Below are 23,471 nucleotides of genomic sequence, written 5' to 3'. Positions count from 1 at the left end.
AGCATGCTGACTATGGCTACGATTCATGTAGACGGCAAAGAGTATGAGGTAGACGGGGCGGACAACCTGCTGCAGGCTTGTCTCTCCCTCGGCCTTGATATTCCTTACTTTTGCTGGCATCCGGCGCTGGGAAGCGTCGGCGCTTGCCGCCAATGTGCGGTAAAGCAATACCAAAACGCGGAAGATACGCGCGGCCGTTTGGTGATGTCCTGTATGACCCCGGCATCCGATGGCACCTTCATCTCCATCGATGACGGCGAAGCGAAGCAGTTCCGTGAAAGCGTGGTTGAGTGGTTGATGACCAACCACCCGCACGATTGCCCGGTGTGTGAGGAAGGCGGTAACTGTCACCTGCAGGATATGACGGTAATGACCGGCCACAGCTTCCGTCGCTACCGCTTCACCAAGCGCACCCATAACAACCAGGAACTGGGGCCGTTTATCTCGCACGAGATGAACCGCTGCATCGCCTGCTACCGCTGCGTGCGTTACTACAAAGACTATGCGGACGGCACCGACTTCGGCGTGTACGGCGCACACGACAACGTCTACTTCGGTCGCCCGGAAAGCGGCACGCTGGAAAGCGAGTTCTCCGGCAACCTGGTGGAAGTGTGCCCGACCGGCGTATTCACCGACAAAACGCACTCCGAGCGCTACAACCGTAAATGGGACATGCAGTTCGCGCCGAGCATTTGCCAGCAGTGCAGCATCGGCTGTAACACCAGCCCGGGCGAGCGCTATGGCGAGCTGCGCCGTATCGAAAACCGTTACAACGGCAGCGTGAACCACTACTTCCTGTGCGACCGCGGCCGTTTCGGTTACGGCTACGTCAACCAGAAAGATCGTCCGCGTCAACCGCAGCAGCTGCGCGGCGACGACTGGATCACCCTGAACGCCGAGCAGGCGATGCAGGGCGCGGCGGACATCCTGCGTCAGGCGAAGAAAACCATCGGCATCGGCTCCCCGCGCGCCAGCCTGGAAAGCAACTTCGCACTGCGCGAGCTGGTTGGCGCAGAGAACTACTACACCGGTATCGCTCAGGCGGAACAATCACGTCTGGCGCTGATGCTGAACGTGCTGAAGAACGGCGGCGTTCATACGCCGGCGCTGCGTGAGATCGAAGATTACGACGCGGTGCTGGTGTTGGGCGAAGACCTGACGCAAACCGGCGCGCGCATCGCGCTGTCTGTGCGCCAGGCCGTCAAGGGCAAAGCCCGCGCGATGGCGGCGGCGCAACGCGTGGCCGACTGGCAGATCGCGGCGGTGCAGAATATCGGCCAACACGCCAAGTATCCGTTGTTCACCACCAACGTCGATAACACCCGTCTGGATGACATCGCCGCCTGGAACTACCGCGCGCCGGTAGACGAGCAGGCGCGCTTCGGCTTCGCCATCGCTCACGCGCTGGATAGCGCAGCGCCGGCGGTGAACGATCTGGCAGAAGGCCTGAACAAGAAAGTCGATATCATCGTGCAGGCGCTGACCGGCGCACGCAAACCGCTGATCGTGACCGGCAGCAACGCCGGCAGCGAAGCCATCATCGAAGCGGCGGCCAACATCGCCAAAGCGTTGAAGGGCCGTGGTTCAGATGTCGGCATCACCTTCGTGGCGGGCGCAGCCAACAGCATGGGTTTGGCGATGATCGGCGGCGGTTCGCTCGATCAGGCGCTGGAACAGCTGGCGAGCGGCGCAGCCGACACCGCCATCGTGATGGAAAACGATCTCTATCGCCATGCGCCGGCGGCGCAAGTGGACGCGGCGTTGGCCAAGGTCAATAACCTGATCGTCGCCGACCACCAGCGCACCGCGATCATGGACAAAGCCAATCTGATCCTCTCCTCGGCCAGCTTCGCCGAGAGCGACGGTACGCTGATCAACCAGGAAGGCCGCGCGCAGCGCTTCTTCCAGGTATACGATCCGGCTTATTACGACGACGCCAAGAAGAATCAGTTCACCGTGATGCTGGAAAGCTGGCGCTGGATGCACTCGCTGCACTCCACCTACACCAGCCGCCACGTGGACTGGACCCAGCTCGATGACGTGATCGCCGCTTGCGTCGCCGCGTTGCCGCAGCTGCAGGGCATCGTCGATGCCGCGCCGGACGCGACGTTCCGCATTCGCGGTCAGAAGCTGGCGCGTTCGCCGCACCGTTCCAGCGGCCGTACCGCCATGCGCGCCAACATCAGCGTGCACGAGCCGCGTCAGCCGCAGGATAAAGACACCATGTTCGCCTTCTCGATGGAAGGGAACAACAGCCCGCTGGCCGATCGTCAGCAGATCCCGTTCGCCTGGGCGCCAGGCTGGAACTCACCGCAGGCATGGAACAAGTTCCAGGCCGAAGTGGGCGGCAAACTGCGCCACGGCGATCCGGGCGTGCGCCTGATCGAAGCGGGGGAGGGCAGCCTCGGTTACTTCGACCGCGTGCCTGCCGCGTTCAATCCGGTCGACGGCTGGCGTGTCGCGCCTTATTACCACCTGTTCGGCAGCGATGAAATGTCGCAGCGCTCTCACGTGATCCAGCAGCGTATGCCGGAAGCCTACGTGATGGTCAACCCGGCCGATGCGGCGACGCTTGGCGTTAATGCGGGCAGCCTGGTGGAGTTCAGCTGCGCGGGCCAGACTCTGCGTCTGCCGGTGCGTCTGAGTGAAACCCTGACCCAGGGCCAGGTTGGTTTGCCGCTCGGCTTGCCAGGGATCCCGCCGATCTTGGTGGGTGCTAAGGTAGACAATCTGCGGGAGGCGGCACGATGAGCTGGTTTACCCCTGAGGTGATCGACATCTTGATCGCCATTCTTAAAGCGGTCGTGATCCTGTTGGTGGTCGTGGCGTGCGGGGCATTCATGAGCTTCGGCGAACGCCGCCTGCTCGGCCTGTTCCAGAACCGTTACGGACCGAACCGCGTAGGCTGGGGCGGCTCGCTGCAGCTGGTCGCCGACATGATCAAAATGTTCTTCAAGGAAGACTGGGTGCCGAGATTCTCCGACCGGGTGATCTTCACCCTGGCGCCGATGATCGCCTTTACTTCCCTGTTGCTGGCATTTGCCATCGTGCCGGTCAGCCCGACCTGGGCGGTGTCAGATCTCAACATCGGTATTCTGTTCTTCCTGATGATGGCCGGCCTGGCGGTGTACGCCGTGCTGTTCGCCGGCTGGTCGAGCAACAACAAATACTCGCTGTTGGGCGCGATGCGCGCCTCCGCGCAAACCCTGAGCTACGAAGTGTTCATCGGCCTGTCGCTGATGGGCGTGGTGATGCAGGCGGATTCGTTCAACATGCAGGCCATCGTTGAATCTCAGGCGCACGTCTGGAACGTCATTCCGCAGTTCTTCGGCTTCGTGACCTTCGCGATCGCCGGCGTGGCGGTGTGTCACCGTCACCCGTTTGACCAGCCGGAAGCCGAGCAGGAACTGGCCGACGGTTACCACATCGAATATTCCGGCATGAAGTTCGGTCTGTTCTTCGTGGGGGAATACATTGGTATCGTCACCGTGTCCGCCCTGATTGTGACGTTGTTCTTCGGCGGCTGGCAGGGTCCGTTCCTGCCGCCATTCATCTGGTTCGCGTTGAAAACGGCCTTCTTCATGATGATGTTCATCCTGATCCGCGCCGCGCTGCCGCGTCCGCGTTATGACCAGGTGATGTCCTTCGGCTGGAAAGTGTGCCTGCCGCTGACGCTGCTGAACCTGCTGGCAACCGCCGCGGTCATTTTGTACAACGCTCAATAAGGGGTGAATAAACCATGACATTGAAAGAGTTAGTGGTTGGTTTCGGCACCCAGATGCGCAGCATTTGGATGATTGGCATGCATGCCTTCGCCAAGCGCGAAACCCAGATGTATCCGGAAGAACCGGTGTACCTGCCGCCACGCTACCGCGGCCGCATCGTGCTGACGCGCGATCCGGACGGCGAAGAGCGCTGCGTCGCCTGTAACCTGTGTGCGGTTGCCTGCCCGGTCGGCTGTATCTCGCTGCAAAAGGCAGAACAGAAAGACGGCCGTTGGTATCCGGAGTTCTTCCGCATCAACTTCTCGCGCTGCATCTTCTGCGGCCTGTGCGAAGAGGCTTGCCCGACTACCGCTATCCAGCTGACGCCGGATTTCGAACTGGGTGAGTACAAGCGTCAGGATCTGGTGTACGAAAAAGAAGATCTGTTGATCTCGGGGCCGGGTAAATATCCGGAATATAACTTCTACCGGATGGCCGGTATGGCGATTGACGGCAAAGCCAAAGGCGAAGCCGAAAACGAAGCCAAACCGATCGACGTCAAAGGTCTGTTGCCCTAAGGAGCCAGCAAGCATGGAAATTGCATTTTATCTGGCAGGTTTGATTGCGGTGGCCGCGACGATTCGCGTGATCACCCATACCAACCCTGTGCATGCGCTGCTGTATCTGATCGTCTCGTTATTGGCGATCTCGGCAGTCTTCTTCTCTCTCGGCGCCTACTTTGCCGCCGCATTGGAAATCATCGTTTATGCGGGCGCCATCATGGTGCTGTTCGTGTTCGTGGTGATGATGCTGAACCTCGGCAACGTGCAGCAGCAAGAGCGCGACTGGATGAAACCGACGGTGTGGATCGGGCCTGGCCTGCTGTCACTGGCGCTGCTGGTGGTATTGATCGTTGCGATCCGCAGCGTATCCGATCAGGGCATCAGCGGTGAGATGGTCGACGCGAAGGCGGTGGGCATCAGCCTGTTCGGGCCTTACGTACTGGCGGTTGAGCTGGCTTCAATGCTGCTGTTGGCGGGTCTGGTTGTCGCCTTCCATATCGGCCGCGAGCACAAGCCTGGCGAGGTGCTGAGCAACGCGCCGGTGGGTGGCGAAATGGCGAGAAGAAAATCGGAGGAGCAAGCATGATCCCTCTTCAACACGGCCTGATCCTGGCGGCTATCCTGTTTGTGCTCGGGTTGACCGGGCTGCTGGTGCGCCGCAACCTGCTGTTTATGCTGATCAGCCTGGAAGTGATGATCAACGCTGCGGCGTTGGCGTTTATCGTGGCGGGAAGCTACTGGGGCCAGGCGGACGGGCAGGTGATGTACATCCTGGCGATCAGCCTGGCGGCAGCCGAGGCCAGTATCGGCCTGGCGCTGCTGCTGCAGCTCTACCGTCGTCGTCATACCCTGAATATTGATACTGTCAGTGAGATGCGCGGATGAACCTATTATATTTAACAATTCTGCTACCGCTGATCGGGTTCCTGCTGTTGGCATTTTCCCGCGGTCGCTGGTCTGAGAACACGGCGGCCACCGTCGGCGTGGGCTCTATCGGCCTGGCTGCGCTGGTCACGGTGTATGTGGCGATGGATTTCTTCGCCCAGAAAGCCGCCGGCGTGCAGCTGTTCGAGCAAAGCCTGTGGACCTGGATGGCCGTCGGCAACTTCAATATCGGCGTGACTCTGGTGCTGGACGGCCTGTCGCTGACCATGCTGTCGGTGGTCACCGGCGTCGGCTTCTTCATCCACATGTTCGCTTCCTGGTACATGCGCGGTGAAGAGGGCTATTCGCGCTTCTTCGCCTACACCAACCTGTTTATCGCCAGCATGGTGGTCCTGGTGCTGGCGGACAACCTGCTGCTGATGTATCTGGGTTGGGAAGGCGTGGGCCTGTGCAGCTACCTGTTGATCGGCTTCTACTACAAAGATCCGGCCAACGGCGCGGCGGCGATGAAAGCCTTTATCGTCACCCGCGTGGGCGACGTGTTCCTGGCGTTCGCGCTGTTCATCCTCTACAACGAGCTGGGCACGCTGAACATCCGCGAGCTGATGATCCTGGCGCCGCAGAAACTGGCGGTGGGCGATACGGCCATCACCTGGGCGACGCTGATGCTGCTGGGCGGCGCGGTCGGTAAATCGGCGCAGCTGCCGTTGCAAACCTGGCTGGCGGACGCGATGGCGGGCCCAACCCCGGTTTCCGCACTGATCCACGCGGCGACCATGGTGACCGCAGGCGTCTACCTGATCGCCCGCACGCACGGCCTGTTCCTGATGGCGCCGGAAGTGCTGCATCTGGTGGGCATCGTCGGTGCGGTCACTCTGCTGCTGGCCGGCTTCGCCGCGCTGGTGCAGACCGACATCAAGCGCGTGCTCGCTTACTCCACCATGAGCCAGATCGGTTACATGTTCCTGGCGCTGGGCGTGCAGGCATGGGACGCGGCGATCTTCCACCTGATGACTCACGCGTTCTTCAAGGCGCTGCTGTTCCTGTCGTCCGGTTCGGTGATCCTGGCTTGCCACCACGAGCAAAACATCTTCAAGATGGGCGGCCTGCGCAAGAGCATCCCGCTGGTGTACGTCTGCTTCCTGGTAGGTGGCGCGGCGCTGTCTGCGTTGCCGCTGGTCACGGCCGGCTTCTTCAGTAAGGACGAGATCCTGGCGGGCGTGATGGCCAACGGCCACATCAACCTGATGGTTGCCGGCCTGGTCGGTGCGTTCATGACCTCGCTGTACACCTTCCGTATGATTTTCATCGTGTTCCATGGCGAAGAGAAAATCAAAGCGCATGCCGGTAAAGGCATCACTCACCACCTGCCGCTGCTGGTTCTGCTGGTGCTGTCCACCTTCGTCGGCGCGATGATCGTGCCGCCGTTGCAGGGTGTGCTGCCGGAGACGACCGCACTGGCGCACGGCAGCGTGCTGACGCTTGAAATCACCTCCGGCGTGGTGGCTATCGTCGGCATTCTGCTGGCGGCCGCGCTGTGGCTGGGCAAACGCAGCCTGGTCAACAGCATTGCCAACAGCGCGCCGGGGCGTTTCTTCTCGACCTGGTGGTTCCATGCCTGGGGCTTCGACTGGCTGTATGACAAAGTGTTCGTCAAGCCGTACCTGGGCATTGCGAAGCTGCTGCAACGCGATCCGCTGAACTCGCTGATGAACCTGCCGGCCGTCTTCTCCCGCTGGGGGAACCGCGGTCTGACGGTGAGCGAGAACGGCCAGGTGCGTTGGTATATAGCGTCTATGGGTGTGGGTGCAGTGGTCGTATTGGCTCTGTTGATTCTGGTTTAATTGAATAATTTAAACAGACGCATTTTTCGGGCGTAGCGCCGGACAGGCGCTACGTACAAAGTTTGAAATTATTCGTATAAGGGACACAAAACGCCATGCTATTACCTTGGCTAATTCTTATCCCCTTTATCGGCGGTCTGCTGTGCTGGCAGCTTGAGCGCTTCGGTACTAAGGTGCCGCGCTGGATAGCGCTGATCGCAATGGGGCTGACGTTGGCGCTCTCTCTGCAGCTGTGGATGCAGGGCGGCTATACATTGACCACGCCGAAAGGCATTCCGCAGTGGCAGAGCGAATTCCTGCTGCCGTGGATCCCGCGCTTCGGCATCTCCATCCACCTGGCGCTGGACGGTCTGTCACTGCTGATGGTGGTGTTGACCGGTCTGCTGGGCGTGCTGGCGATCCTCTGTTCCTGGCGTGAAATCCAGAAGTATCAGGGCTTCTTCCACCTTAACCTGCTGTGGATCCTGGGCGGCGTTATCGGCGTGTTCCTCGCCATCGACATGTTCCTGTTCTTCTTCTTCTGGGAAATGATGTTGGTGCCGATGTACTTCCTGATCGCGCTGTGGGGCCACAAGGCGTCGGACGGTAAAACCCGCATCACCGCGGCGACCAAGTTCTTCATCTACACCCAGGCCAGCGGTCTGGTGATGCTGATTGCGATCCTGGGCCTGGTGTTCGTGCACTACAACGCCACCGGCGTGTGGACCTTCGATTACGAAGACCTGCTGCAAACGCCGATGTCCCACAACGTGCAATATCTGCTGATGCTGGGCTTCTTCATCGCCTTCGCGGTGAAAATGCCGGTGGTGCCGCTGCACGGCTGGTTGCCGGATGCGCACAGCCAGGCGCCGACCGCAGGTTCCGTCGACCTGGCGGGCATCTTGCTGAAAACCGCGGCCTACGGCCTGCTGCGTTTCAGCCTGCCGCTGTTCCCTGAGGCTTCACACGAGTTCGCGCCAATCGCCATGTGGCTGGGCGTGGTCGGTATCTTCTACGGCGCCTGGATGGCGTTCGCGCAGACCGACATCAAGCGTCTTATCGCTTACACCTCGGTCTCGCACATGGGCTTTGTGCTGATCGCCATCTACACCGGCAGCCAGCTGGCTTACCAGGGCGCCGTGATCCAGATGATCGCGCACGGTCTGTCCGCCGCCGGCATGTTTATCATCTGCGGCCAGCTGTATGAACGTCTGCACACCCGCGACATGCGTCAGATGGGCGGCCTGTGGGGGCGCATCAAGTTCATCCCTGCGCTGTCGCTGTTCTTCGCCGTGGCTACGCTGGGGATGCCGGGCACCGGTAACTTCGTCGGCGAATTCATGATTCTGTTCGGCAGCTACCAGGTGGTGCCGGTGATCACCGTGATCTCCACCTTCGGTCTGGTGTTCGCTTCGGTTTACTCGCTGATCATGATGCAGCGCGCTTACTACGGTGCGCCTAAATCCGACCAGCCGCTGCAGGGCATGACCGCGCGCGAACTGTTCATCATTCTTCTGCTGGTGGTGTTGCTGGTTCTGCTGGGGGTTTACCCGCAGCCGATTCTGGATACTTCCAACGCGGCGATGAGCAACGTGCAACACTGGTTTGGTTCGTCAGTTTCAGCAATTTCAACAACAAGGCCGTAATTCGCCATGACAATAACTCCTCAACAACTGATCGCACTGCTGCCGCTGTTGATCGTCGGATTGACGGTGGTGGTTGTGATGCTAGGCATTGCGTGGCGACGCGACCACTTTATCAACGCCACCCTGACCGTGATCGGTCTCAACCTGGCGCTGCTTTCGCTGTACTTTGTCGGCCAGGCAGGCCCAATGGACGTCACCCCGCTGCTGCGGGTTGACGGCTACTCGATGTTCTACACCGGGCTGGTGCTGCTGGCGAGTCTGGCGACCTGCACCTTCGCCTATCCGTGGCTGGTCGGCTATCCGGATAACCGCGAAGAGTTCTACCTGCTGGTGCTGATCGCCGCCCTGGGCGGCATCCTGCTGGCGAGCGCCAACCATCTGGCTTCGCTGTTCATCGGTATCGAGCTGATCTCGCTGCCGCTGTTCGGCCTGGTGGGCTACGCCTATCGCCAGAAGCGCCCGCTGGAAGCCGCCATCAAGTACATGCTGCTGTCCGCCGCCGCGTCGTCATTCCTGCTGTTCGGCATGGCGCTGCTGTATGCTGAATCCGGCGATCTGTCGCTGGCCGGCCTCGGCAAGAGCCTGCAGGAAAACATGATGCACCAGCCGCTGATCCTGGCCGGCATGGGCATGATGATCGTCGGTCTGGGCTTCAAGCTGTCGCTGGTGCCGTTCCAACTGTGGACGCCGGACGTGTATCAGGGCGCGCCTGCGCCGGTCTCGACCTTCCTGGCGACCGCCAGCAAGATCGCGATCTTCGCGGTCGTGATGCGTCTGTTCCTGTATGCCCCGGCCGCCGACAACGAAGCGCTGCGCATGGTGCTGTCGATCATCGCGTTCTGCTCCATCTTGTTCGGTAACCTGATGGCCATCAGCCAGACCAACATCAAGCGTCTGCTGGGCTACTCATCCATCGCTCACCTGGGCTACCTGCTGGTGGCGCTGATTGCGGTGCAAACCCACCAGCTGTCGCTGGAAACCGCCGGCGTTTACCTGGCCGGTTACCTGTTCAGCAGCCTGGGCGCCTTCGGCGTAGTCAGCCTGATGTCCAGCCCGTACCGCGGCCCGGATGCGGATTCGCTGTTCTCTTACCGTGGTCTGTTCTGGCACAAGCCAATCTTGTCCGCGGTGATGACGGTGATGATGCTGTCGCTGGCAGGTATCCCGATGACGCTGGGCTTTATCGGTAAGTTCTTCGTGATCGCGATGGGCGTCAGCGCACACCTGTGGTGGCTGACCGGCGCAGTCGTGGTAGGCAGCGCCATCGGTCTGTACTACTACCTGCGCGTGACCGTCAGCCTGTTCCTCAGCGCGCCGGAATCGCTGCAGCGTGATACCCCGAACAACTGGGCGTTGACCGCCGGTGGCGTCGTGGTGCTGATCTCCGCCGCGCTGGTGCTGCTGTTGGGGGTTTATCCGCAGCCGTTGATTTCGCTGGTGCAGATGGCGCAGCCGACGTTCTGATAACGCTTCAGACGGTAAAAAGGTCGCTTTGGCGACCTTTTTTTATGGGCGGGGAAAAGAGATTGGGATTACAAGGTCATTTGTGCGGGTTGGCAGCGATAGAGTGCAGCCAGCTTTTCCCGGGTTTTCTTTTGTGGTTTTGAGTGCGGCGCTTCCCATTGGGAAACGGCAGATTGTGTTGTGCCCAATTTCTCCGCCACATCGTATTGTGAGAGGCCACGGAAAATCCGCCAGGCGGCAATCAAGCTGACGTCTTGATTCAGCATGATGGAAACGACTTCATGAGGTACGGTTTCATCATCATGCTCATCGGCGCGATAGGGAATAGACTCGTCGTCATTTCGCTGGCTCACCAGCTTTTTGTATTCATCAAGCGGTAAAACCACATAAAGCGGTTTGCCTGAGTCATCATGGATATACTGCAGCTTCGCCATTCGGCATACCTCTGACTTTCAATAAGTTGTCGATGTTCTGCGTTTTACCTGCTGAATCAGACACACAATAGGTTCTTCATCGACGATCTCAAAAATGATGCGGTAGTTTCCTACGCGCAGGCGGTACTGGTTATCAGCATCGTGCAGTTTTTTAATGTCCAGTCGGACCGCCGGGAAAGCGCCTAATTGTTCAACCTTTGCCGCAATGGCCAACCGATTCTGAGCAGGCAGCGTCATCAATTGTTTAAGTGCTTTGCGTGACCAGCTAATCTTTGCCATGGTTCCCTCGGGCCGAACGCACGTCCTGTGCGATGATTAGATAATAAGCTTTATATCTTATTGCTTCAACCTTGCCGAAGAAAGAGGCGTGATGCTTAGCGCTACTTTTTCATGCGCCGGCACTCAGCCGTAATGGGCGCTAAACGACGTTTCCAGCGCCTGTACCACCGCGCGCACGCGGGCGGCGCGTTGCAAATCGGGATGCAGCACCAGCCAGATATCCACCCAGTCTTTGTTCTCCGGGAACAGACGCACCAGTTCCGGGTCTTTGTCCGCCAAAAAAGCGGAGAGCAGGCCGATGCCCAGCCCGCTGCGGGTGGCGGAACGCAGCAGCAGCTGCGAATTGCATTGCAGCACGACGTTGGGCTCGTGCAGGGCCTCGCCGCAGAAATTGTTCCAGTGGCGCGGCACCAGCTCGCGCGGGAACATCAGCAGATCGTGGCCGCGCAACTGTTCGCCCTTGACCGGCATGCCGCGCCGCGCCAAATAGTGCTGAGTGGCATACAGGCCCATTTCGATGGTGGCTAACCGTTTGATGATCAGCTCATCGTCATCGGGACGGGCGCCGCGGATCGCCAGATCTGCGCCGTGGTAAGAAATATCGGCGATGTTGACCGCCGTCAGCAGCGTGACGGTGATGGCCGGATAGCGTTCCCGCAGATCTTGCAGCGCAGGCATCACGAAGGCTTCGGCCAGGGTATCGGTGGTGGCGATGCGCACGTTGCCGCACAGGCTTTCGTCACCGCTGGCGGCTTTACGGTTGATCGCCTGCACCGCATTTTCCATCTTCATCACGTCCGCCAGCATTTCCTCCCCCAGCGGGCTGAGGGCGAAGGATTTCGGCGTGCGGATAAACAGCTTGGAGCCGAGCGCATCTTCGAAAGCGGAGAGCCGTCGGCCGACGGTCGCCTGATCGACATGCAGCTGGCTGGCGGCTTTGCGTAGCGTGCCGCAGCGCGCAACGGCGAGAAAAAATCGAGCGTCGTCCCAGTTCATTGCACTCCTCCTCTGTACAGACTGGCGGGAGGGGGAAGGAAGCGGTGTGATGCGGTGTTTATTCTGGTGTGGAGACCGAAAAAAATGCTTCGTATCATCATTATTTATAATGTTTCAGGATATGTATAAATGCATCACCGTGAAGCGGTTTTGCACCTTTATTTTTGTCTGGTAATGCTTATTCTTATCGGCGCTTATGCTGCGACCCGACGCACATTTTACACCAAGGCCACCCTAATGCATAAGCAATACGAATAAGAGCCGGTTCCCGTTATTTCTGGGCGACCGCCAAGTGGGATCGACTCTGAATCAAGTTAGCTCACGATGATATGACTGGATATAAAAAAATGGAGTCTCACGCAGAGATGCTGTGCCCCCCCGTTGCGTTGGCGACGGAGGACGGAGTCAGAGTTACCGTGGCGCCAGGCGCCGAGAAGATGGAACGCAACAACGCCGATGTCATTATTCAAGGCCTTGCAGCGCGCGGCATTCAACATATCTTTTTGGTCCCCGGCAAACTGGTTTATCCGTTAATCACTTCTATTGACCGTTCCGAGATTGTCGGCATCGTCGGTGCCCATGAAACCGCATGCGGATTTATGGCCGATGGCTATGCCCGCGCCAGCCGAAAGTTTGGCGTCTGTTTGGGCATTTCAGGTCCCGGCACCATGAATTTCCTGCCGGCGATGGCCGCCGCGCAAGCCGATAAGATCCCCGTGCTGTACCTGGCCGGCAGCATCGCCACCTATCATGAGGCGCAGGGCGCTTTTCAGGACGGCAGCAACAGCGGCATCGATGAGCTGACCATCGTCAAACCGTTGCTTTGCGCCGCGATAGAAACGAAAAACAACCTGACCTTGCAGCATGAGCTGCGCCGCAGCCTCTCCAGCCTGAACCCACAGCGGAAAGGGCGCGCCTATCTGAGCGTGCCGGTCGACATGCAGAAGAAAACCGCGTTCGGCGATCGTCGCGACCAGCCTGAGCGAGTGCCGCAGCACCGTGAAGCGGCCGTGGATGTGCAAGCGGTGGAACAGCTGCTGCATGATTATCTGCTGCGCGGTCTCAACGTCGCCTGCCTGGTGGGCAACCGGATGAACAATCCGCAGGATGCCGCGCTGTTGTTGCGGGTAGCGGAAAAATACCGCTTGCCTGTCGCCACGACGTTGTCCGGCAAGGGCGCGTTTCCCGAAGGGCACGCCCTGGCATTAGGGGTCTACGGTTTTGCCGGCCATGCCCGCGCGGTAGAAACCCTCAACGGTGAAGGCGTCGACGTGCTGCTGGTGCTGGGCTGCGATCTCAGCCAGCGCGACAGTCTGAACTGGAACCCGAGACTGCACGGCAATAAAACGCTGGTGGCGATCGACGAAGACTTCGACAAAGTGAGCTCGCATTACCAGCCGGATCTGCAGATATTTTCCAGCCTGAGCGGTACGTTGCACTGTTTGTTGGCCGCGGTTGGCGATGAGGACGCGCGGCTTGGCGACGCGGCTCACCTGCGTGACGCCTGGTTGGAAGGGGTTCGCGCACTGCCGCTGGAACAGCCGCAGCCGACGTTGCAGGCGCGCATCGCCCAGGGCGAAAGCCGGCTGTATCCCGGCGATGCGATTAAACACATTCGCAGCCGCATGAATCCGGATACCAACGTCGTGGTCGATTCGGGCGCACACCGCATTTTCATGGCGCATCACTGGCTGGCGGCCGGGCGGGGGGATTATCACACCTCCAGCTCCCTGGCGCCGATGGGGTGGGCCATTTGCGCGGGCATCGGCATCAAGCTGGCGGTACCGCAGCGGGATTGCCTCGTGGTGACCGGCGACGGTTGCATGCTGATGCACGGCATCGAAATTCAGACCGCCGCGCGTTATGGCGTGAAGGTGGTGTTCGTGGTGATGAACAACAGCGCGCACGGCGCCATGCACATCGACACGCTGCAAAATCGCGGCATTTCCGCCGACTATACCGCCTTGCCCAACCATGACTGGAAAGCGTTTGCCAACAGCCTGGGGGTCGCCTCCGCGAAGGCGGAGACGCTGGAGGATCTGGACGAGGCCCTCGGCGCCGCAGCGAAACATCCGGGGCCGTACCTCATCGAAGTGATGGTGGGCAACTTTGCGGCGCCTAACCGCTACTACGCCGAGAGCATCGCAGAATACGAGCAGCGCATCAAAGGACTGTAGCACAACGCTGTTTTTTCAACTCGCCAGGTTCACCGCGCGCGGCGCCTGGCATTTTTACTCGCGGCAGTCAGGGAGCGATAAGATGGTTAAGTGGGGCATTTTGGCATTGTTGGCAGTATTTCAGGGGCCGGTTCAGGCTGCCGAGGGGCATGGCGAAGGCATCGTCAAAACGACGTTGCTCAAGACCGACAGCGCATGGGAGGGCTCGGCATATCGTCAGTATCCCGCAGGCGCGCCGCAGATCACCATGCTGAAGGTGACGGTAGAGCCGAACAAGGTACTGGCCTGGCATACGCATCCTTGTATCAGCGCAGTGTACATGAGCGGCGGCAGCGTTTCGCTCACCGTCAGGAAAACCGGTGAACGCCGCACGTTCCGGCAGGGGGATTCGTTTACCGATACCGTGGATATCGTGCATCAGGGCGTTTCCGGCGAGCAAGGCGCCGAAATGCTGGTGTTCTTCGCTTGCGCGGACGATAAACCGTTGACGGTGAAAGCCGCCGGGTAGTGTTGATACGGCCCTGTCCAAAGGCCGTTAATAAGAGAAGATCATGGTAGCTTTGTGGATGGTCGTCGCCAGCGGATTCTTTGCGCTGATGGGTGCTTGCATCAAGTTGGCGTCGACGACGGTCGGATTTTTCGACATCATTTTTTATCGTTCTCTCATCAATGTGCTGATCGTCGCGGCGCTGATCAAGATCCAGCGTCTCGGTTTTCGCACCCGTCATCTCGGATTGCATATGAAGCGGGCGGCGATAGGCAATGCGGCGATGTACTGCGGTTTTTATTCGCTGATACATCTGCCGATCGCCACCGCCACCACGTTGGGTTATACCAACCCCCTCTTTCAGTCGGCGATCGCGTTCATCACGACCCGAGGGCAGCTGACCGGTCGGCTGTTGTTTTCCGTGCTGTTGGGCTTTGCCGGCATTTTGGTCTTGCTGCGCCCCGACGCCCCCAACGGGGAGTACGTTGCCACGCTGGTCGGGCTGGCGGCCGGTCTGTTGACCGCGCTGGCTTACTTTAACGTCGGCAAGCTGGTGCGGCGCGGTGAGCCGGAACTGCGCGTGGTGTTCTATTTCTCGCTGGTGGGAACGCTGGTTGGCGGCCTGATGACTGCGTTGCTGGGCTTTTCCTTGCTGGACGGCGCAATGCTGCTGTGCGTCTGCGCCATTGGCGTCTTCGGCAGTCTGGGGCAGATCGCCATGACTCGCGCCTACGGGGGCGGCAATGCGGTGATTGTCAGCATTCTCTCTTACAGCACCATTATTTTCTCTACGCTGCTTGGCTATCTGATATTTGGCGAGCGGCTGTCTTATATCGCCGCCGCCGGTATGGCGCTGATCGTGTTGTCCGGCGCGTTGGCGGTGCGCAAGCGTGCTTCGGCCAAGTCCGAGCAGGCGGCGGTGGCATAACGTGATAAGGAACGAAACAATGAACATGCGTCCGGTTGGCGTCATGGCGATGGCGGTCTTGTTTGGCATAGTGGCGACGCTGACGATGGATGGGGTGAACAGTGTCGCCTCCAGCGTCGGTCTCATCGGCAAGCTCAACCTGGCCTTCATCGGCAAACTGATGAATCAATGGCTGCAGGGGCAATTTTGGTTTTTGCGGCCTGGCGACATTCCCGATGTGCCAGAGGCTCTGATGATGGGCTACGGCGCGCACTATTTTGCCGGCATTAGCCTGGCGATCCCGTTCTATTGCCTGATCTGCCCGCGCGTTAAGTCGGGGGGCGGCCTGTTCGTCGGGGCGCTGACGTATGGCCTGGCCTGTTCGCTGATCTCGCTGTGCTTTATTTATCCCTCGGTGGGGTTGGGGTTTTGGGGAATGGCCGGCAAAAATCCGGCTTTGCTGATCGCCAGCCTGGCCAACCATGCAGTGTATGGCGTGGCATTGGGCGGTTGCGCCATCGCTTGGCGGCGTCGCATGCTGCAGAAATGCATGCCTGACGCTGCGATGCTGCATTAATGAATCACGATGATGCATTCTTGGCTATTTTGGGCGTGATAGCCCAACGCTATGATAAGCGCGCTTCCTGAAGCCGCGTGGCATGCGGGAAGACGCATTTATTTAGGGCGAATGCCTGATCGATTCGGGAGTTGAACATGTCAGAAAGTATCGCCGTTGAAGAAACGGCTAAAGCGAAGGCGGGTACATCGCATTTCGCTATCTTGCTGTTTCTGGCGTTGGCATTGATGTCAGCGCTGTTGAACAGCAGCGCGCCGACGCCGCTTTATCCGCTTTATCAACATGAGCTGGCGTTGAGCTCGGTCAGCCTGACGATCATCTACGGCGCTTATGCCGCGGGCGTGCTGATTTCGCTGTTCGGCGTAGGCAATATGGCGGGGAAAGTAAAAGACCTGCGCAGCATGATCGTGCCGGCGCTGTTGGTGGTGTTGCTTGGCGCGCTGCTGTTTTCGGTGGCGTCGTCGTTCTTCATGATGTTTATGGCACGGCTGCTGGCCGGCGTCGGCACCGGCGCCCTGACCGGTGCGGCGAATATCGCGTTGGTGCGTTTCGGGCCGCAGGACGGCGGAAAAAATGCGGCGTTGATCGCGACGCTGTCCTTTACCACCGGATTGGCCCTGGGCCCGATCTTTAGCGGCGTCGCACTGCAAACCGGTTTTCATACCACGTCATTGCCGTTCATCATCATCATGGCCATTGCCGCCGTCGCCGCACTGGGCGTGATGCTGCGCTGGCCGCGAGAGGCGGTGGCGGCGCAGGCCGATAGCGCAGCGGCGGATAACGCGCCGGTGGCGAAAAGCTCTCTGGCGGATGGCCTGCGCGCGACCGGCGGTAAATTCTTCCTGTGCGCCGGGGCGTTGTTCATTTGTTGGGCGGTTGCCGCCAGCATTCTGGCGATAGGGCCGAGCGTCGCCGAAAAACTGTTGGATATGCAGAGCCGTGGCGTCTTTGGCTATGTGGTCGCCGTCTATCTGGTGATTGCCGGCATCAGCCAGATTTTGAGTCGTCGCATCAACGCCCGCCATTCGCTGATGTTCGGCTGCCTGGCTCAGGCTTTGTCGGTCGGGGTGTTCGCCGTGGCGATTCAGATCCATTCGCTGGCGCTGGCCGCCGCAGGCATGGTGATCGCCGGTTACGCCTATGGCGCGATCTTCGTCGGCAGCGCCACGCTGGTGAATCTGATTTCACCGAAAGCCAGCCATGCGCGTTTGATCTCCCTGTTCTACGTGATCGCGTATATCGCTAACTGGGTGCCGATCCTGTTGGGCGTTGTGATCGACCACGCCGATTTGCATTTGGCGACCCACTTGTTATTCCTGAGCAGCGCCGTGATTTGTTTGATGTTGAGCGTCATGGTAACGCGTGCGGGCTTCCCACGCTGAAACCGGCGTTCGGGAGGGGGGCGACAGGCGTCGCATGTAGGCATTTCATTTGAGATCGTGATTTCCCTGGTGTTGTGTTATTCCAGCGTGCTCGTCACGCTGGCTTTTTTTGTGATAAACATTGCTTTTTTTATATTTCCATTTCCTTGTTTGCATTTTTATTGTGATTTTAATCACGAAAAAATCGCTCGCTTCGGGTAAACTGCGCGCTTTATTTTTGCCGCGGGTCACTTTATGAACGTTCTTTTCGCCATTGCCGTTACTACCGGGATCCTCTCCGGCGTTTGGGGCTGGGTTGCCGTCAGCCTGGGGCTGATCGGTTGGGCCGGTTTTCTCGGCTGCACGGCGTATTTCGCCTGCCCGCAGGGCGGGCTGAAAGGGCTGTTGATCGGCGCGTTGACCTGCTGCAGCGGCGTCTTCTGGGCAATGGCGATCATCCACGGCAGCGAACTGGCGCCGCAGTGGAATCTGCTGGGGTATCTGCTGACCGGCGTCGTGGCGTTCCTGATGTGCATTCAGGCCAAACAGCAGTGGCTGGGGTTCGTGCCCGGCACCTTTATCGGCGCCTGTGCGACCTTCGCCGGCGGCGGCGATTGGCCGCTGGTGACGCTTTCCCTGCTGGTGGGCCTGCTATTCGGCTATGCGATGAAAAACAGCGGTCTGTGGTGGGCGGCGCGCAGCGAAAAAGCCCGTGCTACGCCGCCGATTGGCCCGAATGCCGGCTCAAACGGTGCCGCCGAGTGAGAGACGGCAGTTCACCACCAGCGTTTGGTTACCCGGCATTTGGGTTACGCCGGCCCATTGTGCGATGTCCTGTCGCGTAACGCGGAGGTGTTTCATTCGGTGGCCTTCACGGGCGGCGCGGCAAGGGGGATAGCGGCATGTTAACCCATCGATTTGGTGATAACAATGAATGTGCTTCTATTGAAAACAGCCTTTTTTCAATCGGATAGATAAGTTTTACCCGCTGGCTGCCTGCGTGAGATCACGTTAAGGGTAACAGGGTTTCGTAACATGATTTTCAGTGATTTCCATCACGTTTTTACCGGTAACAATCGGCTGAGATAGAAGCCTGTCCGATTGGAGGCCTGATGGCCGGGAATCACTATGAACAATCTGTTTTCACTGGATAACAAGACCGTCTTGATCACCGGCGCCTCGCGCGGCATCGGTTTTCTGCTGGCACGCGGCCTGGCGCAGCAAGGCGCGCATATTCTGGTCAACGCCACCACCGAAGAACATGCCCGGCACGCCGCCGAACGTTTGCGCGAAGAGGGGCTGCGCGCCGAGGCGGCGGCGTTCGATGTCACCGATTCCCAGGCGGTGCATGCCGCCATCGACCGTATCGAAGCGGACATCGGCGCGATAGACGTTTTGATCAACAACGCCGGCATCCAGCGCCGCCACCCGTTCACCGAGTTTCCGGAGCAAGACTGGGACGACATCATTGCCGTCAACCAGAAGGCGGTCTTCATCGTGTCGCAGACCGTGGCGCGTTACATGGTGCCGCGCCGGCGCGGCAAGATAGTCAACATCGGCTCGATGCAAAGTGAGCTGGGCCGCGACACCATCACCCCTTATGCGGCGTCCAAAGGGGCGGTGAAAATGCTCACGCGCGGCATGTGCGTGGAGCTGGCGCGCTACAACATTCAGGTCAACGGCATTGCCCCCGGCTACTTCAAAACCGAGATGACGCAGGCGCTGGCCGACGATCCGGCCTTCACCGCCTGGCTGACCCAACGCACGCCCGCCGCGCGCTGGGGCGATCCGCAGGAGCTGATCGGCGCGGCGGTGTTCCTGGCCGCCGACGCCTCCGCCTTCGTCAACGGGCAACTGCTGTTTGTCGATGGCGGCATGTCGGCGGCGGTGTAATCTTTTTCCGTGGAGTCTTGCGATGAAAATTCAAACTCAGTCCTGCGTGGTCAAAGGCAAGCGAGACGTGGCGGTGATCGCGCAAGAAGTGGATTATCGAGGGCAGGGAACGCTGGTGAAAATCAGCCGCGGCGGCATCTGCGGCTCGGATCTGCATTACTTCCAGGAAGGCAAGGTCGGCAATTTTCAGGTGCGTCAGCCGATGGTGCTGGGCCATGAGGTGATCGGTGAGGTGGTCGCCAGCGATTCGCCGCAGTTGCCGGCCGGGCAGAAGGTGGCGCTCAATCCCAGCAAACCCTGCGGGCAGTGCAAATACTGTCTGGAGCAGCAAAGCAATCAATGCGTCGAGATGCGCTTTTTCGGCAGCGCGATGTATTTTCCGCACGTCGACGGCGCTTTTACCCAATACAAAGTGGTGGATAGCGCGCAGTGCATTCCTTACGCCGCCGATCGCGACGACAGGGTGATGGTGTTCGCCGAACCGCTGGCGGTGGCTGTCCACGCGGCGAAGCAGCCCGGCGATGTGGCGGGGAAAAAGATCTTCGTGTCCGGCGTCGGCCCGATCGGCTGTCTGCTGGTGGCGGCGCTGAAAGCGCTGGGCGCCGCCGAGATTGTCTGCGCCGATCTCAGTCCGCGCTGCCTGGCGATCGCCAGCCAAATGGGGGCCAATCGGTGCCTGCATGCCGCGGACGACGATTTTAGCGACTATCAGCAGGACAAGGGCTATTTCGATGTCGCCTTCGAAGTGGCGGGGCACCCGCTGTCGCTGCAGCGCTGTCTGGAGATCACCCGCGCCAAAGGCACCGTGGTGCAGGTAGGCATGGGCGGCGGTTTCCCTGATTTCCCGCTGATGTTGTTGATCGCCAAAGAGTTGAACCTGCTCGGATCGTTTCGCTTCGTGGCGGAATTTGCGCTGGCGGTGGCCTGGCTGGCCGGCGATGTGGTCGATCCGCTGCCGCTGTTGTCGGCGGAATTCGCCGGGGACCAACTGGCGCAGGCGCTGGAGTTTGCCGGCGACAAGCGCCAGGCCGCCAAGGTGCAATTGGTGTTTTAGGGTAAAAGTCCGATGGCCGCAGGCGACGATCCTTGTCTATAGTGTAGGAACGCTTAATTTTTCAACCACGGAGATCTCACTATGGCAAGACATTCGGATGCTGAGCAAACTACGCTGGATGACGATCTGAGAATGCTGACCGAGACGCTGGAAGAAGTGTTGCAATACACCGGCGATCGCGCGGATCAGGCCTACATTGACATCAAGTCGCACGCCGAGCAGGCGCTGAGTGAGGTCAAGGCGCGCTGGGCGAACACCGGCGAATCCTACTATGCGCGCGCCAAAGAAGCGGTGCACCGCACCGACGACTACGTGCGGGATAAACCCTGGCACAGCGTAGGCATCGGTGCCACCGTCGGGCTGGTGCTGGGGCTGCTGCTGGCCCGCAAATAAATCATGTCATCGGGGCGGCGCAGGCCGCCTCGTGCTTTTCTGCAGACTGTGTCGTTCATCCCGCCGTTTCCCCGATCGCTTTCCCTTATCCCGCCTATACTTCCCGCTGGCCGCCGTTGGAGCGCCTTTATCTCCCTTGTTTTTGTATGGACGGATTGAGCCGGTGTCGTCGCAAGTGTAAAGTGTTTGTGTTTTAATTGTTTGTTTTTTGTTCTAAATCAAACAATTATCTGGTGTAAACACCCAGGGATATACGGCGTTCTTGCGCTGGCGCAAAAGCCGTGAAAATAACACCTCATATAATACAGAACGTAACTACAGGCGCGGCGTCCGTCGGCTGCGCCGGGGACGATCTCTGCTAACTGACTTGTGAGCGAACTATGTCGACAAGTGTTTTTAATCGCCGGTGGGCGGCTGTGCTGCTCGAGGCGCTGGCCCGCCATGGGGTGCGGCATGTTTGTATCGCTCCGGGATCGCGCTCCACGCCGCTGACGCTGGCCGCCGCGGCCAACCGATCGTTTATCTGCCATACCCATTTTGATGAGCGCGGGCTCGGCCATTTGGCGCTCGGGCTGGCGAAGGCGGCGCGTGAGCCGGTGGCGGTGATCGTTACGTCCGGCACCGCGGCGGCGAACCTTTATCCCGCGTTGATCGAAGCCGGCCTGACCGGTGAACGGCTGGTGTTTCTCACCGCCGATCGGCCGCCGGAACTGATCGACTGCGGCGCCAATCAGGCGATCCGTCAAAACGGTCTCTACAGCAGCCACCCGACGTTGGCGATCGATCTGCCGCGTCCGACGCCGGATATTCCGGCCGCGTGGCTGGCCTCCAGCGTCGACAGCGCAATGGCGCGCCTGCAGCATGGCGCTTTGCATATCAACTGCCCGTTCGCCGAACCGCTGTACGGCGGCGATGAGCGTCACTATGCCGATTGGTCCGCCGCGCTGGGCGACTGGTGGCAGAGCGATCGTCCGTGGCTGCAGGAAAGCGAGACGCGTGCGGCGCCGTCGCCGCAGCCGGACTGGTTCTCCTGGCGGCAAAAGCGCGGCGTGGTGCTGGCCGGGCGCATGAGTGCGGAAGAGGGCGCGCAGGTGGCCGACTGGGCCGAAACGCTGGGCTGGCCGCTGATCGGCGATGTGCTGTCGCAGACCGGGCAACCGCTGCCCTGCGCCGATTTGTGGCTCGCGCATCCGCAGGCGCAGCGCGTACTGCAAGATGCGCAGCTGGTGGTGCAGTTCGGCGGCAGCCTGACCGGCAAACGCCTGCTGCAATGGCAGGCGCAGTGTCAGCCGGAAGAATATTGGATTATCGACGAGCTGCCGGGGCGGCTCGATCCGGCCCAACACCGGGGGCGGCGCCTGCGCGCCGGCGTGGCGCAGTGGTTGGCGCAGCATCCCGCGCAACCGCGCGCGCCGTGGGCCGCCGGGCTGGCAGCGCTGGCGGATAAAGCGTTGACGGCGGCGTCCACGCATCTGCACGATAACTTTGGCGAAGCGCAGCTGGCGCACCGCCTGCCGGAACTGCTGCCGGAGAACGGCCAGCTGTTTCTCGGCAACAGCCTGGTGGTGCGACTGATCGACGCGTTAACGATGCTGCCTGCCGCTTACCCGGTATTCAGCAACCGCGGCGCCAGCGGCATCGACGGTCTGATTTCCACCGCCGCCGGCGTACAGCGCGCCACCGCCAGGCCGACGTTGGCGGTGGTGGGCGACCTTTCCGCCCTGTATGACCTCAATGCGCTGGCGCTGCTGCGCCACTGTTCGGCGCCGACGGTGCTGATCATCGTCAATAACAACGGCGGCCAAATTTTCTCGCTGCTGCCGACGCCGGAAGAGGAGCGTCAGCGCTTTTACTGCATGCCGCAGAACGTTGAGTTCAGCCACGCGGCGGCGATGTTCCAGCTTGACTATGCGCGGCCGGAAAACTGGAGCCAGTTGCAACAGGCGGTTGAGCAAGGCTGGCGGCGCGGCGGCGCCACGTTGATAGAGCTGCAGGTGCCGCCGAGCGCAGGGGCCGAAAGCCTGCAATACCTGGTGCAACAGATGGCGGTGCAATGATGCTGGCGACGCGAATTTTGCAACAGGGCGAAGCGGGCCGCCCCTGGCTGATATGGTTGCATGGCCTGCTCGGCAACAACAATGAATGGCGGGTGATCGCCGCGCGCTGCCCGGAATGGCCGTCGTTGGCCATAGATCTGCCCGGCCACGGCGATTCCGTGGCGGTGAGCTGCCGCGGCTTCGACGACATCAGCGCGCAAATCGCCGCGACCCTGCAACTGCGCAATATCGAGCGTTATTGGCTGGTGGGCTACTCGCTTGGCGGGCGCATCGCCATGTATCACGCTTGCCACGGACGCCACGACGGTCTGCAAGGCGTGCTGGTCGAGGGCGGCAATCCGGGGCTTGAGGACGAACAACTGCGCCGTGACCGTTGCGAGCAGGATGCGCGATGGGCGGCGCGTTTTCGCAGTGAGCCGATTGCCGAAGTCCTGGCGGACTGGTATCAGCAACCGGTGTTCAAAGAGCTTAGCCACGTGCACCGCCAGGCGCTGATCGCCGCGCGCTCGGTCAACAGCGGCCCGGCGATCGCCGACATGCTCGAAGCCACATCGCTCGGGCGACAGCCCTATCTGGCGCCGCAGCTGCGCCAACTGACCGTGCCGCTGCGGGTGCTGTGCGGTGAGAACGACCCCAAATTTCAACGGCTGGCGCGCGACGCCGGGTTGCCGTTGCGCATCGTGCCGCAGGCCGGCCACAACGCGCATCTGGCCAATCCGCAGGAGTTCGTCGCCGAGCTGCAGACCTTTCTCGTTAACCCTGGTTAAAGGA

Annotated in this window: 22 protein-coding genes; 19 read left to right on the top strand and 3 right to left on the bottom strand. The window is 60.3% G+C overall.

The features are described from left to right. The first annotated feature begins 12 nt into the window (after positions 1 to 12). From nuoG to nuoN, 8 genes are all read left to right on the top strand, one after another. Positions 13 to 2,751 (top strand): NADH-quinone oxidoreductase subunit NuoG, encoded by a 2,739-nt coding sequence (gene nuoG, locus ACOWVD_RS16570; protein ID WP_031300541.1) that lies wholly within the window; start codon positions 13 to 15, stop codon positions 2,749 to 2,751. Beyond that, positions 2,748 to 3,725, top strand: coding sequence for an NADH-quinone oxidoreductase subunit NuoH (gene nuoH / locus ACOWVD_RS16565; RefSeq protein ID WP_004936022.1), 978 nt, complete (start codon positions 2,748 to 2,750; stop codon positions 3,723 to 3,725). The genes nuoG and nuoH overlap by 4 nt, the downstream gene beginning before the upstream one ends. A gap of 14 nt (positions 3,726 to 3,739) precedes the next feature. After that, on the top strand, positions 3,740 to 4,282 hold the full coding sequence (gene nuoI / locus ACOWVD_RS16560) for an NADH-quinone oxidoreductase subunit NuoI (RefSeq protein WP_004936019.1): 543 nt from the start codon (positions 3,740 to 3,742) through the stop codon (positions 4,280 to 4,282). Between the two features lie 13 nt (positions 4,283 to 4,295). Then, the gene (gene nuoJ / locus ACOWVD_RS16555) at positions 4,296 to 4,853 is read left to right on the top strand and encodes an NADH-quinone oxidoreductase subunit J (protein ID WP_004936018.1); all 558 of its coding nucleotides are present in this window, start codon (positions 4,296 to 4,298) and stop codon (positions 4,851 to 4,853) included. Beyond that, the gene (nuoK, locus tag ACOWVD_RS16550; protein ID WP_004936014.1) at positions 4,850 to 5,152 is read left to right on the top strand and encodes an NADH-quinone oxidoreductase subunit NuoK; all 303 of its coding nucleotides are present in this window, start codon (positions 4,850 to 4,852) and stop codon (positions 5,150 to 5,152) included. Before nuoJ ends, nuoK begins: the two co-directional genes overlap by 4 nt. Beyond that, positions 5,149 to 6,996 carry an NADH-quinone oxidoreductase subunit L gene (gene nuoL / locus ACOWVD_RS16545; protein ID WP_421105689.1) on the top strand — a complete coding sequence of 616 codons (1,848 nt, stop codon included), beginning with the start codon at positions 5,149 to 5,151 and terminating at the stop codon, positions 6,994 to 6,996. Before nuoK ends, nuoL begins: the two co-directional genes overlap by 4 nt. Positions 6,997 to 7,091: 95 nt before the next feature. Further along, positions 7,092 to 8,621 carry an NADH-quinone oxidoreductase subunit M gene (nuoM, locus tag ACOWVD_RS16540; RefSeq protein ID WP_004936002.1) on the top strand — a complete coding sequence of 510 codons (1,530 nt, stop codon included), beginning with the start codon at positions 7,092 to 7,094 and terminating at the stop codon, positions 8,619 to 8,621. 6 nt (positions 8,622 to 8,627) lie between these two features. Further along, complete coding sequence (nuoN, locus tag ACOWVD_RS16535; protein ID WP_004936000.1) at positions 8,628 to 10,085, top strand: NADH-quinone oxidoreductase subunit NuoN; 1,458 nt, start codon at positions 8,628 to 8,630, stop codon at positions 10,083 to 10,085. A 68-nt stretch (positions 10,086 to 10,153) separates the two neighbouring features. Here nuoN and ACOWVD_RS16530 read toward each other — a convergent pair whose 3' ends face one another. From ACOWVD_RS16530 to ACOWVD_RS16520, 3 genes are all read right to left on the bottom strand, one after another. Beyond that, the gene (locus ACOWVD_RS16530) at positions 10,154 to 10,519 is read right to left on the bottom strand and encodes a helix-turn-helix domain-containing protein (protein WP_049241835.1); all 366 of its coding nucleotides are present in this window, start codon (positions 10,517 to 10,519) and stop codon (positions 10,154 to 10,156) included. 18 nt (positions 10,520 to 10,537) lie between these two features. Next, the gene (locus tag ACOWVD_RS16525; protein ID WP_154871010.1) at positions 10,538 to 10,798 is read right to left on the bottom strand and encodes a type II toxin-antitoxin system RelE family toxin; all 261 of its coding nucleotides are present in this window, start codon (positions 10,796 to 10,798) and stop codon (positions 10,538 to 10,540) included. Positions 10,799 to 10,921: 123 nt separating this feature from the next. Further along, positions 10,922 to 11,794, bottom strand: a complete 873-nt coding sequence (locus tag ACOWVD_RS16520) for a LysR family transcriptional regulator (protein ID WP_004935995.1) — start codon at positions 11,792 to 11,794, stop codon at positions 10,922 to 10,924. 347 nt (positions 11,795 to 12,141) lie between these two features. Here ACOWVD_RS16520 and ACOWVD_RS16515 point away from each other — a divergent pair, with 347 nt between their 5' ends. The 11 genes from ACOWVD_RS16515 (at position 12,142) to menH (ending at position 23,467) form a co-directional block, all read left to right on the top strand. Next, entirely contained in the window at positions 12,142 to 13,971 is a 1,830-nt protein-coding gene (locus tag ACOWVD_RS16515; RefSeq protein WP_421105688.1) for a thiamine pyrophosphate-binding protein, read from the top strand. 82 nt (positions 13,972 to 14,053) lie between these two features. Further along, entirely contained in the window at positions 14,054 to 14,479 is a 426-nt protein-coding gene (locus ACOWVD_RS16510; protein WP_004935988.1) for a cupin domain-containing protein, read from the top strand. A 43-nt stretch (positions 14,480 to 14,522) separates the two neighbouring features. Beyond that, positions 14,523 to 15,386 (top strand): DMT family transporter, encoded by an 864-nt coding sequence (locus ACOWVD_RS16505; protein ID WP_049241827.1) that lies wholly within the window; start codon positions 14,523 to 14,525, stop codon positions 15,384 to 15,386. A gap of 19 nt (positions 15,387 to 15,405) precedes the next feature. Continuing rightward, positions 15,406 to 15,942, top strand: a complete 537-nt coding sequence (locus ACOWVD_RS16500; RefSeq protein WP_033632512.1) for a DUF2938 family protein — start codon at positions 15,406 to 15,408, stop codon at positions 15,940 to 15,942. 137 nt (positions 15,943 to 16,079) lie between these two features. Then, the gene (locus ACOWVD_RS16495) at positions 16,080 to 17,324 is read left to right on the top strand and encodes an MFS transporter (protein ID WP_004935980.1); all 1,245 of its coding nucleotides are present in this window, start codon (positions 16,080 to 16,082) and stop codon (positions 17,322 to 17,324) included. Positions 17,325 to 17,558: 234 nt separating this feature from the next. Next, a complete protein-coding gene (locus tag ACOWVD_RS16490; protein WP_004935976.1) occupies positions 17,559 to 18,068 on the top strand; it encodes a DUF1097 domain-containing protein in 510 nt (169 codons plus the stop codon). Positions 18,069 to 18,431: 363 nt separating this feature from the next. Next, on the top strand, positions 18,432 to 19,196 hold the full coding sequence (gene idnO / locus ACOWVD_RS16485) for a gluconate 5-dehydrogenase (RefSeq protein WP_033632515.1): 765 nt from the start codon (positions 18,432 to 18,434) through the stop codon (positions 19,194 to 19,196). Between the two features lie 22 nt (positions 19,197 to 19,218). Next, complete coding sequence (gene idnD / locus ACOWVD_RS16480) at positions 19,219 to 20,250, top strand: L-idonate 5-dehydrogenase (RefSeq protein WP_049189225.1); 1,032 nt, start codon at positions 19,219 to 19,221, stop codon at positions 20,248 to 20,250. Positions 20,251 to 20,331: 81 nt separating this feature from the next. Then, positions 20,332 to 20,643, top strand: coding sequence for a stress response protein ElaB (elaB, locus tag ACOWVD_RS16475; RefSeq protein WP_004935964.1), 312 nt, complete (start codon positions 20,332 to 20,334; stop codon positions 20,641 to 20,643). Between the two features lie 380 nt (positions 20,644 to 21,023). After that, on the top strand, positions 21,024 to 22,700 hold the full coding sequence (menD, locus tag ACOWVD_RS16470) for a 2-succinyl-5-enolpyruvyl-6-hydroxy-3-cyclohexene-1-carboxylic-acid synthase (protein ID WP_049241819.1): 1,677 nt from the start codon (positions 21,024 to 21,026) through the stop codon (positions 22,698 to 22,700). Next, positions 22,697 to 23,467, top strand: a complete 771-nt coding sequence (gene menH / locus ACOWVD_RS16465; protein WP_076740587.1) for a 2-succinyl-6-hydroxy-2,4-cyclohexadiene-1-carboxylate synthase — start codon at positions 22,697 to 22,699, stop codon at positions 23,465 to 23,467. Before menD ends, menH begins: the two co-directional genes overlap by 4 nt. Positions 23,468 to 23,471 lie beyond the last annotated feature (4 nt).

Source organism: Serratia sp. SA088, assembly GCF_049065515.1.
GTDB lineage: Bacteria > Pseudomonadota > Gammaproteobacteria > Enterobacterales > Enterobacteriaceae > Serratia > Serratia nematodiphila.
The sequence above is the reverse complement of the archived record's forward strand: the minus strand, read 5'-3'. Positions and strand labels throughout refer to the sequence as shown.